Raw genomic sequence first — 13755 nt, 5'->3', positions numbered from 1 at the left:
CTATTTAATCCATAGTTAAAAATAAAATTTTAAGCGTTCAAAGAAAAAGTAACTAAGAAAAAGGAGAGATGAATTATTCTATCTTGAAATTATAAAGTGTATTTGATTTCAATTTTCAGTAATTTTTTGTTAGAAAAAAAATAATTGGAGAAATTATGAACCGAAAAATAATTCCAGCAGTCAGAACTGAAAACATTACTTACGCAGTTAGAGATATTGTAGTTCTTGCAAATCAAGTTGCAAAAACAGGAAAAGAAATGTTGTACTTAAATATTGGTGATCCCAATCTTTATGATTTTGCGCCGCCAAAACATCTTGTTGATGCAACTTATCAGGCAATGTTAAAAAACTTAAATGGTTATGCACCTTCCTCAGGAATTGGCGAAGCTGTAAAAGCAATTGAAGCTGAAGCAGAACGAAAAGGTATTACAAATGTTCACGATATTTTTGTAACAACCGGCGCAAGCGAAGCAATTGATATTTGTTTAACAGCACTTGTAAACGATGGTGAAAATGTTCTTACGCCCACTCCGGGTTATCCACTTTATACAGCAATTGCAAGCAAACTTCAGATGATGGAAAATCCATATTACCTTGATGAAGCAAACGGCTGGCTGCCGGATATCGAAGATATAAAATCAAAAATAAATGATAAGACAAAAGCAATTGTGCTTATCAATCCAAATAATCCAACAGGCTCGCTTTACACAAAAGAAAATTTACAGCAGATTGTTGATTTAGCTCTTGAGCATAATCTTGTAATCTTTGCTGATGAAATTTATGATAAACTTTTGTTTGATGGAAAGAAACATATCTCAATTGCATCATTAAATAAGGATGTTTCTTGCATTACGTTTGGCGGGTTATCAAAAAATTATTTTGTTCCAGGATTTAGAATCGGTTGGGGAATTGTAAGTGGAAGAAAAGAAATTTTATCTGATTTGATTGAAGCAATAAATAAAATTCTTCGTGCAAGATTATCTGCAAATCATCCTGAGCAATATGGAATAAAACCTTCGCTGGAAGGAACTCACGATCATCTTACAGAAGCGATGAAAAAACTTACACGACGCAGAGATTTGACAGTTGAAATGTTAAATGCAATTCCAGGAATTTCCTGCGTTAAACCTGAAGGCGCATTTTATGCTTTTCCAAAACTTGAGATGAAACAACCTGATGCACATTTTGTTGGTGAATTGATTCGAGAAACCGGAGTTGTAATTGTTCCGGGCAGCGGCTTTGGACAGGTTCCGGGAACAAAACATTTTAGAGTTGTATTTTTACCCAACGAACAAATTCTTGAAAAAGCTTATAAAGCTATCGGTGAGTTTTTTGTTAAGTACCAGGAAAAATTTGCTGGGTTGGTGGAAGCGTAAAGAGTTTAACAATGTGCGAAAATCGAAAAAAATAGTATTTAAATTTTCAGAAAATCAAAGTAATGACTAACATAAAACTTTTTGAAAGCAGAAAGATCCGAACTGAATGGAGTGAAGCGGAGCAAAAATGGTATTTTGCAATAATAGACATTATTGAAATTCTCACCGATAGCCTTAATCCAAGAAGATATTGGAGTGACCTTAAAAGAAAACTTAACACCGAAGGATTTATTCAGTTGTACGAAATTATCGTACAACTGAAAATGATTTCATCAGATGGAAAAAAATACACGACCGATTGTGCAGATGCAAAAGCACTTTTACGAATTATTCAATCTATTCCATCACCAAAAGCAGAACCTTTCAAACAATGGTTGGCAAAAGTAGGCTCAGATAGATTAGAAGAAATTGAAAATCCAGAATTGGCAGCACAACGGACGAGGGAACTTTATAAACAAAAAGGTTACCCTAAAGATTGGATTGAAAAGCGAATACATAGTATTGCGATCCGTGAAGAATTGACCGACGAATGGAAAAATAGAGGAGTAAAAGAACGAATCGAATATTCAATTTTAACTGCTGAAATCTCAAAAGCTACATTTGGTTTAACACCTTCTCAGTACAAAAAAATTAAGGGATTAAGAAACCAAAATCTTAGAGATCATATGACTGACCTTGAATTGATTTTTTCAATGTTAGGTGAAGCATCAACAACAAAATTAACAAGAGCCAAAAATGCCAAAGGTTTTTTGGAGAATAAAGCAGTTGCAAAAATTGGAGGAAAGATAGCAGGACACGCTTTGAATGAATTAGAGAAAGAAAGTAGCGAAAAAGTAATTACATCAGAAAATTATTTACCTGAATTGCAAAAAATCAAGGAATTAAAAACTGGAAAAAGAAGAAGGAAATAACAAGCAATTAATTAAAAGCATCTGTAAGATGTTAAACGCTATTCCTGGAATCTCTTGCGTAAAACCTGAAGGTGCATTTTATGCTTTTCCCAAATTAGAAATGAAACAACCTGATGAACATTTTGTTGGTGAATTGATTCGAGAAACCGGAGTTGTAATTGTTCCGGGCAGCGGCTTTGGACAGGTTCCGGGAACAAAACATTTTAGAGTTGTGTTTTTACCAAACGAACTAATTCTAGAAAAAGCTTACAAAGCAATTGGTCAATTTTTTGTTAAGTACCAGAAAAAATTTGCTGATTTGGTGAAAGTACAATTTTTAAAAAAATGGTACACTGATTTTTATGATTTACTAAGATCAGTTAAGATCATAAATAATCTTAATGATCAGTGTACTATTGTTTTATTTTCCTTTTTCCCTTTCTTGATTACCTAATCGTCTTTATTTATATTTTGAATAGCAATTCATCTGTTAATCAAAAAAAACAAATATAACTCACTAATGAACAAAAGTATCACTCCTCAATCAAACGATATAATATTTTACTCATCGCCAAAGGGTGATGTGAGAGTAGAGGTGTTTTTTCAGGAAGAAACTTTTTGGCTAAGCCAAAAGAAAATGGCTGAATTGTTTGGAGTTGAAAGCAATACAATCACTTACCATTTAAAGGAAATTTATCAGAGTGGTGAATTACATCTTGAGGCAACTACTCGAAAAATTCGAGTAGTTCAAATAGAAGGAGTTCGTGAAGTTTCGCGTGAAGTTGATTTCTATAACCTCGATGCAATAATTGCAGTCGGTTATCGCGTAAACAGCTATCAGGCAACTCAATTCCGAATTTGGGCAACAAAAACTTTAAGAGAGTTTATCATCAAAGGTTTTGTACTGGATGATGAACGACTAAAGCAAGGCAAGCGATTTGGCAAAGACTATTTTGATGAACTGCTTGAACGTATTCGTGAGATTCGTGCCAGTGAAAGAAGGTTTTATTTAAAGATTACAGATATTTATGAACAGTGCAGCATTGACTATGAAAAAGAAACCGAAATGACCAGAACTTTTTTTAAAGTAGTTCAAAATAAATTGCATTGGGCTACTACCGGAAAGACAGCCTCTCAAATTATTGCTGAACGTGCCGATTCAACGAAACCAAATATGGGTTTACAGACTTGGAAGAATTCACCCAAAAGCAAAATTCTAAAGTCGGATGTAGTTGTAGCTAAAAACTATTTGATTGAAAAAGAAATAAAAGAATTAGAACGGGTTGTAACAATGTATCTGGATTACGCCGAAAACCAGGCGGCAAGACAAATTCCTATGAAAATGAAAGATTGGATTTCTAAACTTGATGCCTTCTTACAATTTAATGAATACTATATTTTGAAAGATGGCGGTAAGGTTAAACACGCGGTTGCGATAAAATTGGTTGAAGAGGAGTATGAAAAGTTCAGAGTACTTCAGGATAAAACTTTTGAAAGTGATTTTGAAAGAGAAGTAAAAAAGATTTCGGATAAGGAAAAGAAAAAGTGATTTATTTAAGTGGTGAATTTTTTGTTAAGTATCAGAAAAAATTTGCTGATTTGGTGGAAGTATAATTTTTAAAAATGGTACGCTGATTTTTATGATTTACTAAGATCAGTTATGATCATAAATAGTCTTAATGATCAGTGTACCAATGATTTTCCTTTTTTTCCTTTCTTGATTGGCTAAACCTCATTCTCTATATTTGAAATCGTAATAATGAATATTTGACAAAAATAATTTGAACAATTATAACTTCTCAGAATTATCAAACGGAATTCAGGTTGTAACCGAAACTATACCATATTTGAAATCTTTTTCATTAGGTTTTTGGTACAAAGTTGGTACTCGTGATGAAAACGAAAAGATAAATGGTATTTCACATTTTCTTGAGCACATGCTTTTTAAAGGTACAACGAAAAGAAGCGCCAGAAAAATCTCTGAAGATATTGAATCCTGCGGCGGATATCTGAATGCATTTACTTCTAAAGAACACACTTGTATCTATGGCAGAGGGCTTGGTGAAAATTTGGAAAAAACTTTTGCAATACTTTCCGACATGGTTCAAAACCCGCTCTTAAAAGATTCACATATTAAAAAAGAAGCTGGAGTTATCATTGATGAATTGAATGATATTAATGATAATCCCGAAGAACTTATTTTCGATAAAATTGAAGAAGTCCTGTTTAAGGGCAACACACTAAGTTACCCGATTATTGGAACCGAAAAAAATATACTAAATATTAATAATCCCAGCTTGATGAAATTTCATTCATCTCACTACGGGAGTGATAACCTTTTAATTTCAGCTTCCGGTGATTTGAAACATGAGCAGATAATTAAACTCGTTGAAAAATATTTTAGAAAATCAGCCGGCACTAATAAAAGACATCATAAATTTTTAGAAAGATCATATCCAAAAGAAGTTACAATTGATAAAGATATTAACCAGGTACATTCAATTCTTGGGAAAAGAATTCCTGGCTATAACGATTCAGGAAGAGTAAAATATCAACTGCTGTCAAGCCTATTAGGTGAAAGCAGCAGTTCGAGATTGTTCCAGGCAGTTCGAGAAAAACTTGGAATTACCTATCAGATAAATTCCTTTCTAAATTCTTATCAGGATATTTCGGTATTCGGAGTTTATTTTTCAACAAATGATAAGCAATCAGAAAAGGTTCAATCCATTATCTTTAAAGAATTTCAAAAGCTTAGAGAAAATAAAATTAACGATAAGGAATTGAATCGCACAAAAGAATATTTAATCGGAAGCATTATACTTGGTTTGGAAAGCACAAACAACCGCATGATGCGTCTGGCAAATTCAATATTATATTTTAATAAAATAATTACAATCGAAGAACAAATTGAGAGAATAAAATCAGTGACTTCTGAAGATTTAATTTCAATATCAGATTGGATATTAAATAAAGATGACTATTCCAGAATATTTGTTCGTTCAAATAATAAAGCTAAAAATGCAGCATAAAGAGTAAAGAGAATTAAAATGCCAAAAATTATTATTGATGGAAAAGAAATAGAATTTAAACCTGGTCAAACTGTAATTGAAGCTGCGGCTGATAATGGAATAGACATTCCACATTTTTGCTGGCATCCTAAATTAAGCGTGTCAGGCAACTGTCGAATGTGTTTAGTTGATATTGAAAAAATGCCAAAGCTCGCTATAGCTTGTTCTACATTAGCTTCCGATGGTATGATCATTCATTCACAAAATGAAAAGCAATTCACGCACGTAATGCTGTAATGGAATTCTTCCTAATTAATCATCCATTGGATTGTCCCATTTGTGATGAGGCAGGGGAGTGTAAACTTCAGGACTATGCTTATCAGCACTCAGTTGGCGAAAGTAGATTTCTCGAAGAAAAAAATCATAAATATAAACGCGTGCCTCTTGGTCCAAATGTTATGTTCGACGGCGAAAGATGTATATCATGTTCGCGATGTATCAGATTTTGCGATGAAATTGCAAAGGATGCCGAACTTACTTTTGTACAAAGAGGTGATCGGGTGACAATTACCACCTACCCTGGTGAAGAACTGGATAATCCCTATGCGATGAATGTCGTGGATATTTGTCCGGTGGGTGCCTTAACAAACCGTGACTTTCGATTTAAATCAAGAGTTTGGGATATGTCTTCTAACAAATCTATTTGTCAAGGGTGTGCACGCGGCTGCAACATAGAAATTTGGGTACGGAACAATCAGATTCTTCGATTAACCCCGCGTCAAAATGAAAACGTTAACAGTTTTTGGATGTGTGACCACGGAAGACTAAACACATTTAAATATGTGAACTCTGAGAGTAGAATTGATGGACCTCATTTGAGAAGGGAAGGGGTTTTTACAAAAGTTGGCTGGGATGAAGCTTTTGCTCAATGCGCTTCGAGATTAAAAGCTTTTTCTAAAAATGAAATTGCAGTAATCGGTTCGCCCTATGTTACAAGTGAAGACAGTTTTATTATTTCAAAATTTGCTAAAAGTGTTTTAGGCACTATGCACCTTGATTTTCTTCGTCACATCAACCCCGCCTTTGGTGATGATGTTTTGAGACAAAGCGACATCACTCCCAATTCAATTGGGGCTGAACTAACCGGAATCGCACCATCAAAACAGGGGTTGGATTTTGAAGGCATCATCAATGGTATTAATGAAGGAAGGATTAAAGCCCTTTATTTAATCGAAGATGATTTGGTATCTGCCGATTCATCCCTTGAAAATATTTTAGCCAAACTTGATTTATTTGTTGTTAATTCCTCAAATTTTAATAGAACAACTGGACTTGCAGATATAGTATTTCCGGCTTCAACATTTGCTGAGAAAAATGGCACCATCATTAATTTTGAAGGATGGGTGCAAAGAATAAAACCTGCAGTTACAACAGTTGAATCAGACCGTTCACTAGATGGATTGGAATTAAGCAGGTTAGATAAATTCGGTACACAATTCGATAGATGGAATAAAAATTTAAAATATGACGCTCGCCCAACATGGAAAATTCTACTTGGCTTATCTGCTATTCTTGGCAGTAAAATTAAATACAATTTGGCTGAAGATATTTTTCGGGAGATGGCTAATATCATTCCTGCATTCAATGGCATGGATTATGATTCATTCGGTGATTTTGGAGTTCAATTGAAAGTGGATATTAAACAGAAAAATAAAATTGCACAGGCGGAGTAATTAATGAACATACTTTTAATAATTGGAATAACTCTGGCTAAAATATTAATCATTTTTACTATTACAATGCTAACGGTTTCCTATTTGGTATATTTTGAAAGGAGAGTAAGCGCCTGGGCACAGAACAGACTTGGACCAAACAGAGTTGGTTGGGAAGGCGTTCTTCAGCCGTTTGCTGATGTATTTAAACTTCTGTTGAAGGAAGATATAGTTCCAACAAGTGCAAATAAAACATTACATACTCTCGCTCCCATCATTGCGTTGTTCGTGGCTTTTACTACTTACGCTGTAATTCCAATCGGTCCGAATATTTCGATCTTTGGTCAGAATGTTTCGCTTGTAGTTGCCGACATAAATATTGGAATTTTATACGTACTCGCTCTAACCTCACTTGGCGTGTATGCAATCACTTTTGCTGGCTGGTCTTCAGGCAGTAAGTATTCCCTTCTTGGAGGGATAAGAAGCTCGGCACAAATGATTTCTTATGAAATATCAATGGGATTTTCAGTTGCCGGAGTTTTATTATTAGCCGGATCATTGAGACCGATTGATATAGTCGCGATGCAGTCAGGTTGGATGTGGAATGCAATTATTCAGCCAATTGGGTTTGTTACATTTGTTGTTTCGGCATTTGCTGAAACAAACAGACTTCCATTCGATTTACCAGAAGCCGAACCTGAACTTGTCGGTGGGTTTCATACTGAGTATAGCAGCATGAAATTTGCCGGTTTTTTTCTTGCTGAATATGCGAATATGATTATTGCAAGTGCAATGATAATTACTTTGTATCTTGGGGGGTGGCAGATTCCTTACATTGAAAGTTTCGGATTACCTGCTGGAGTTGTGATTACTTTACAGATTTTGGGATTCTTTGTAAAGATGGGCGCATTGCTTTTCTTTTTCATCTGGGTTAGATGGAGCATTCCGCGTTTTCGATATGATCAACTTATGGATATTGGATGGAAAGTGATGTTTCCTCTCTCGCTCATCAATTTACTTTGGGTTGCAGTATTAATAATGGTATTTAATATCTAATAATAAAATTGAAGATTTTTTTAATGGAATTATAATGGCAATTAGAAAAAGAAAAAAAGATTTAAACCTGTGGGAAAAAACATATCTCAGGGAGATAATCAAAGGATTAGCATTGACTTTGAAAACGATGTTCAAACCAAAATACACAATGGAATATCCCGAAGTAAAATTTGCTCCCCCTGCCTCTTACCGCGGAAGACCGGTGCTTGTGCAGGAAAATACAGGGCAGGAAAGATGTGTAGCCTGCGGTTTGTGTTCCAGGGTTTGCCCTTCCCTTGCCATCGAAGTTCAAGCTTCTGAAACTGAATTTGAGAAAGAAAGATATCCGGTTAAGTTTGAAATAAATATGCTCAGATGCATATTTTGCGGCTTTTGCGAAGAAGTCTGTCCTGAAGAGGCAATTGTAATGAGTAAAGATTATGAACTTGCATTCACAAATCGAAATGATGCGATTTTCGGTAAGGATAAATTATTAGTCCCAGTAGCAAATCTTCAGGATAGAATTAATTTTCTTCGCAGTTATAAATAATTAAAAACTATTTTTAAATTCAATTAAGCTGTTGGCTTATGCCTAAAAGTATTATTGCTTTTTTAATCATTGTTGTATCAATCAATATTTTTCCTTCGGATGAAAACTATAGTCTAAAGTACAGCAAATACATTCCGGTAAATAGTCCTTTCGACATATCTCTAATTACATCTAAAATTTTTCCTGAAGCTAATAGATTAGTTATCACAAGCTTCTGCGATGCTAAAACAACTCTTAATTCAGTCGAACTTAGAAGCGAAAATGTGGATCAGAAAATCCCATTTACAATTCTAAATAGTGGGACAGATTTAATTTCGTCTGTAATTAAAATAAACTTTAATGATTCGATATTTTTAAGTTCAGAGTTTTTTCAAATTCTTTTTAAGTTCAGAGCGGAAAGTGTAACCGAGGCTCAAATAAAATTTGAAGCTGCGTTTTATAAGGATAACGTTTTACTTGGATTCTTATTTAAGTCCGATGATAATTCCGAAAAAGGAAATGAAGCTTCTGTTAAAATCAGCTTTTACAAACCACAAAATTTAGCTATCAACTGTTTAGAACTTAAATCAAACTCAAAGCTTTTTATTGATTTAAGAAAAGACTCGCTCAAAAATGTTTTGGTTCAATTCTGGTTTAAGAATCAAGAGCCAAATAGTAATTTTCTGAAACTTTCAGATAGAATTTCCGGCAAAACTCAATTTGAACTTGGAGTGAATCAATATCAAATTCTTGAGGTGCATACTCCAAATCAGAGTATAGATATTTTCGATGCTTTCTTTGTCTCAACTCAATCGTGGAATTATCTAACCATTCATTTTTCATTCGAAGAAAAAAAAATATACCTGTACTGCAATTCGATATTGTTCGCAAAGCTAAATCTTTCGTTTGACTTTATTTCTGAAACAGCACAATTAGATTTTTACTGCACAAATCCTGATAAGCCAATTCAAATCGAACAACTTAGATTAATAGATTACCGGAAAAAACAAATAAAAGATGTCTTTACCTATTCTTCCACTAAGGAATTTCTTACTGATAGCTCTAATGTTCTATTGCATCTTGATTTTGACGAACTGCAGGCAAACTCAGTTGTAAATCAAAGCTTGATAACCAAAGAAGAGAATGTGAAATATGTATTTTCAGATGCACCGTTATATCCGTTATCCCCGGAAGTGAAGGTAAATATTTTTCACATTATAATGAAATCCAATGGCATGGGGGGGATTATAAAACTGCGAATAAATATATTCTTGAAAAATCCGTTTCTGGCTCTACCTTTACGGAAATTTATTCTGTTGATACAGATAATGAATCCGATAAAATTTACTCATTTATTGATGAGCAGGAACTCATTTCTGAAATCACCTACTATCGAATTAAAACTGTAAAAAAGGATGGGGCAATATTTATTTCAAATCAATTAAAAGTTGGACAGGGTTATAATGCATCATTTAACTTGATTCAGAATTATCCCAATCCATTTAATCCTAAAACCAGCATTGAATTTGATTTATTTATAGATACGGATGTTGAGCATTACCGTATATAATCTTGAAGGGAAATTGATTCAAACAATATTCAATGGATTTCTTGTAAAAGGAAATCATAAATTTGATTTTGATGCATCTGTGTTATCATCGGGAATTTACCTGTATAAAGTTTCAACTCCTGTCTCTGTTCAGGTAAAAAAAATGTTATTAGCAAAATAAATTGATGGGGAAATAATATGTTATCAAAAGTTTATTCGAGTTCGACTTACGGAATTGATGCCTACCTTATCGAAGTTGAAACTAATGTTGAAAAGCAAATACCATCGTTTATAATTGTTGGTTTACCTGATAATGCCGTGAAAGAAAGTAGGGAAAGAGTAACCGCAGCTATAAGGAACAGTGGTATCGAATTTCAGATTAGAAAAATAACCGTCAATCTTGCGCCGGCAGATATAAAGAAGGAGGGGAGTTCATTTGATTTACCAATTGCAATCGGTTTACTTGCTGCCACTGAAATTGTTTCAAGCGAGCTGCTGTCTGATACAGTAATTCTCGGTGAACTTTCACTCGATGGTCAGCTAAGAGCAATAAAAGGAGCTTTGCCGATTGCTGTGGAAGCAAAGAAAAAAAATATGAAAAGAATTCTTCTGCCTCAAGAATCCGCTGGTGAAGCATCAATCGTTGATGGAATAGATGTGTTCGGTTTTGAAAGTCTTACCGATGTAATTGCATTTCTTAATGGAGATTTAGTTAAAGAAGCAGTAGTAACCAATAAAGAAGAATTATTTTCACAGATCAACAGATACTTACTTGATTTTTCAGATGTAAAAGGGCAAGAAAATGTAAAACGTGCATTAGAAGTAGCCGCTGCCGGGGCTCATAATATTATTATGATTGGTCCGCCTGGATCTGGAAAAACCATGCTTGCAAAAAGACTGCCTTCAATTTTACCGCCAATGAGTTTTGAAGAAGCTTTAGAAACGACCAAAATTCATTCAGTGGCTGGTTTACTTGGCAAAGATAGAGCCCTCATAACTGAACGACCGTTTCGTAACCCCCACCATACTGTTTCCGATGCAGCATTGGTTGGCGGAGGTTCGTTCCCCCGTCCTGGAGAGGTATCATTTGCTCATTACGGAGTGCTATTCCTTGATGAACTTCCTGAATTCAAAAAAAATGTATTGGAGGTTTTAAGACAGCCCTTAGAAGATGCAAAAGTTACAGTCAGTCGTTCAAAAATGTCTTTAGAGTTCCCTGCGAATTTTATGCTGGCTGCAGCAATGAATCCTTGTCCCTGCGGCTTCTACACAGATCCGGCTAAAGAATGTACTTGTGCACCACCTCAAATTCAAAGCTACATGGCAAAAATTTCCGGACCATTGCTCGATAGAATAGATATACACATTGAAGTGCCGGCAGTAAAATATAAGGACCTTTCGATGGTCTCTTCTTCAGAAAAGTCAGAGAATATTAGAATGAGAGTAATTAAGGCACGTCAAATCCAACAAAAAAGATTTGAAGGTGCGAAACATATTTTTACCAATGGCGATATGGGCAGTAAAGAAGTGCGAGAATATTGTCGTCTCAATGAAGCTGGTTCAGAATTACTACGGATGGCAATGACCAAATTAGGTCTTTCCGCAAGGGCATACGATAGAATATTAAAAGTCAGTCGAACCATTGCCGATCTTGACGAATCTGAAACTATTTTACCTCAGCATATTAGTGAAGCAATACAATATCGCAGTTTAGACCGTGAATTATGGAAACACTAAAAATTTGGATAAATCAAAAATTATTTTAAACTTGCATTTCTGATTAATTAAAAATATATTTCGTGCTCTTTTTTTGAAAGGGCGGACGCCGGAGTTGGAGAGCCGGGGCGGACTGTAAATCCGTTGGCATGCGCCTTTGGGGGTTCGAATCCCTCGCCGCCCACGCTCATATAGGGAATGTTGATTAGGTTTCCCTATTTTTTTGTTCTTTTTAAGTAATAGCAATTGAAGAAACGTCGTACTTTTTAATTAATGATCTAAATAGATAGAAAGATTTTAAAAAGCGATTGTTAGTTTTAGAATTAAAAAAAATGCGGGAGTAACTCAGTTGGCTAGAGTCACAGCCTTCCAAGCTGTTGGTCGCGGGTTCGAGTCCCGTCTCCCGCTCACCTACTGCTGACGTAGCTCAGTTGGTAGAGCACATCCTTGGTAAGGATGAGGTCACCGGTTCAATCCCGGTCGTCAGCTCACAAAATATAAGGTATATATATGAGAGAAATTATAACACTTGAATGTACAGTCTGCAAAAGAAGAAATTATACTGCTACAAAAAATAAAAGGCTACACCCGAATCGGGTGGAGTTCACAAAATATTGTCGTTGGGATAAGAAGCATACATTACATAAAGAAACAAAGTAATCTTGCTACGCCAGTAGCTTAATTGGCAGAGCAGCGGTCTCCAAAACCGCAGGTTGGGGGTTCGATTCCCTCCTGGCGTGCGCAGTAATTAAATTATAGGTTTTTATGAAAGATAAAATATTAGGCTTTTTTCAGGATGTCTCGAAAGAAATGAAAAAAGTAACATGGCCCACAAAGGACGAATTAAAAGAGTCAACTACAATAGTTATTGCGCTGTCTTTGATTCTTTCTTTATTTACTTATGTGAATGATATGTTGCTTAACACAATCTTTAAAGGGATATATTAAATAGATGGATTTTAGATGGTATGTTGTCCGAACTTTCTCTGGTCACGAAGCCCGTGTCAAATCTGCAATAGATAACGAATTAAATGAGAATGAATCTTTAAAGTCAAAAATTCAGGATGTTCTTGTTCCGACTGAAAAAGTATTTGAGGTAAAAGATGGAAAAAAAAGGAGTAAAATTAAAAACTTCTTTCCAGGCTATATCCTCGTTCATGCAGAACTTGATAACAAAGTGAAGGAATTTATTCTAAACTTACCCTCTGTCATGGGATTTTTAGGAACAAAAACCCGTCCTAACCCATTGCAGCCGGAGGAAGTAAAAAGAATTGTTGGTCGAATAACCCAAGACGAAGATGGGGAAAGATTAGAAACGATTTTTAGAACAGGTGATTTTGTTAAAATTATTGATGGTCCGTTTAATAATTTTAATGGTACTGTTCAAGAAGTTAATGAAGAAAAAATGAAAATTAAAGTGATGGTTTCTATTTTTGGAAGAAAAACTCCTGTAGAAATCGACTTTATCCAGGCAGAATTAGAAAAATAAAAATATTTGAACAGGTAGAATTATGGCAAAAAAAATATCAGGTTTTATAAAATTACAAATCCCCGCAGGAAAAGCTAACCCTTCACCTCCGGTTGGTCCTGCACTTGGTCAGAAGGGTGTGAATATTATGGAGTTCTGTAAACAGTTCAATGCAAGGACTAATGACAAGGAGGGGTTAATCATCCCTGTTGTTATCACAGTTTATTCCGATAAGTCATTTACATTCATAACTAAAACACCACCAGCTGCTGTACTTCTTAAGAGAGCTGCTAAAATTGAGAGAGGTTCTCCTGAATCAAATAAGAATAAAGTTGGCAGAGTGAATGCTAAACAGGTTAGAGAAATTGCTGAATTAAAAATGCCTGATCTAAATGCCTTCGATGTTGAGCATGCAATGAGCATGGTTGCAGGAACAGCACGAAGTATGGGCTTAACAGTTGAAGAATAATTT

The 13755-nt window shown here is 34.9% G+C and carries 13 protein-coding genes, 4 tRNA genes and 2 pseudogenes; all 19 read left to right on the top strand.

The genetic code is table 11. The annotated features are described in order from the left end of the window. Positions 1-155 precede the first annotated feature (155 nt). Positions 156-1376 (top strand): aminotransferase class I/II-fold pyridoxal phosphate-dependent enzyme, encoded by a 1221-nt coding sequence (locus IPH11_04135; GenBank protein ID MBK6912881.1) that lies wholly within the window; start codon positions 156-158, stop codon positions 1374-1376. Positions 1377-1438: 62 nt separating this feature from the next. After that, entirely contained in the window at positions 1439-2287 is an 849-nt protein-coding gene (locus IPH11_04130; GenBank protein ID MBK6912880.1) for a Bro-N domain-containing protein, read from the top strand. Between the two features lie 28 nt (positions 2288-2315). Next, positions 2316-2720: pseudogene (locus IPH11_04125) on the top strand (aminotransferase class I/II-fold pyridoxal phosphate-dependent enzyme). A 66-nt stretch (positions 2721-2786) separates the two neighbouring features. Next, positions 2787-3815: a virulence RhuM family protein gene (locus IPH11_04120; protein ID MBK6912879.1), complete on the top strand. Its 1029-nt coding sequence runs from the start codon at positions 2787-2789 to the stop codon at positions 3813-3815. A gap of 232 nt (positions 3816-4047) precedes the next feature. Further along, the gene (locus IPH11_04115) at positions 4048-5295 is read left to right on the top strand and encodes an insulinase family protein (protein ID MBK6912878.1); all 1248 of its coding nucleotides are present in this window, start codon (positions 4048-4050) and stop codon (positions 5293-5295) included. An 18-nt stretch (positions 5296-5313) separates the two neighbouring features. Further along, positions 5314-7007 (top strand): annotated as a pseudogene (locus IPH11_04110) (molybdopterin-dependent oxidoreductase). 3 nt (positions 7008-7010) lie between these two features. After that, positions 7011-8042, top strand: coding sequence for an NADH-quinone oxidoreductase subunit NuoH (nuoH, locus tag IPH11_04105; protein ID MBK6912877.1), 1032 nt, complete (start codon positions 7011-7013; stop codon positions 8040-8042). 34 nt (positions 8043-8076) lie between these two features. Then, complete coding sequence (gene nuoI / locus IPH11_04100) at positions 8077-8571, top strand: NADH-quinone oxidoreductase subunit NuoI (GenBank protein MBK6912876.1); 495 nt, start codon at positions 8077-8079, stop codon at positions 8569-8571. Between the two features lie 38 nt (positions 8572-8609). Further along, the gene (locus tag IPH11_04095) at positions 8610-9959 is read left to right on the top strand and encodes a hypothetical protein (GenBank protein MBK6912875.1); all 1350 of its coding nucleotides are present in this window, start codon (positions 8610-8612) and stop codon (positions 9957-9959) included. A gap of 174 nt (positions 9960-10133) precedes the next feature. Further along, a complete protein-coding gene (locus tag IPH11_04090; protein MBK6912874.1) occupies positions 10134-10280 on the top strand; it encodes a hypothetical protein in 147 nt (48 codons plus the stop codon). A 17-nt stretch (positions 10281-10297) separates the two neighbouring features. Then, positions 10298-11836 (top strand): YifB family Mg chelatase-like AAA ATPase, encoded by a 1539-nt coding sequence (locus IPH11_04085; protein ID MBK6912873.1) that lies wholly within the window; start codon positions 10298-10300, stop codon positions 11834-11836. A 79-nt stretch (positions 11837-11915) separates the two neighbouring features. Next, positions 11916-11999 (top strand) — tRNA-Tyr (locus IPH11_04080). A gap of 150 nt (positions 12000-12149) precedes the next feature. Continuing rightward, positions 12150-12223, top strand: a tRNA-Gly gene (locus IPH11_04075). Between the two features lie 8 nt (positions 12224-12231). Beyond that, positions 12232-12304: transfer RNA gene (locus IPH11_04070), tRNA-Thr, on the top strand. Between the two features lie 21 nt (positions 12305-12325). Then, positions 12326-12475 carry a 50S ribosomal protein L33 gene (gene rpmG, locus IPH11_04065; GenBank protein ID MBK6912872.1) on the top strand — a complete coding sequence of 50 codons (150 nt, stop codon included), beginning with the start codon at positions 12326-12328 and terminating at the stop codon, positions 12473-12475. 7 nt (positions 12476-12482) lie between these two features. Then, positions 12483-12555 (top strand) — tRNA-Trp (locus IPH11_04060). 25 nt (positions 12556-12580) lie between these two features. After that, complete coding sequence (gene secE / locus IPH11_04055) at positions 12581-12763, top strand: preprotein translocase subunit SecE (protein MBK6912871.1); 183 nt, start codon at positions 12581-12583, stop codon at positions 12761-12763. A gap of 4 nt (positions 12764-12767) precedes the next feature. Beyond that, complete coding sequence (gene nusG, locus IPH11_04050; GenBank protein MBK6912870.1) at positions 12768-13304, top strand: transcription termination/antitermination factor NusG; 537 nt, start codon at positions 12768-12770, stop codon at positions 13302-13304. Positions 13305-13326: 22 nt separating this feature from the next. Next, positions 13327-13752: a 50S ribosomal protein L11 gene (rplK, locus tag IPH11_04045; protein MBK6912869.1), complete on the top strand. Its 426-nt coding sequence runs from the start codon at positions 13327-13329 to the stop codon at positions 13750-13752. Positions 13753-13755: the final 3 nt, after the last annotated feature.

It is taken from the genome of Ignavibacteriales bacterium (genome assembly GCA_016709155.1).
Taxonomy (GTDB): Bacteria; Bacteroidota; Ignavibacteria; order Ignavibacteriales; family Ignavibacteriaceae; genus JADJEI01.
This window is presented reverse-complemented; position numbering and strand designations above follow the sequence as displayed.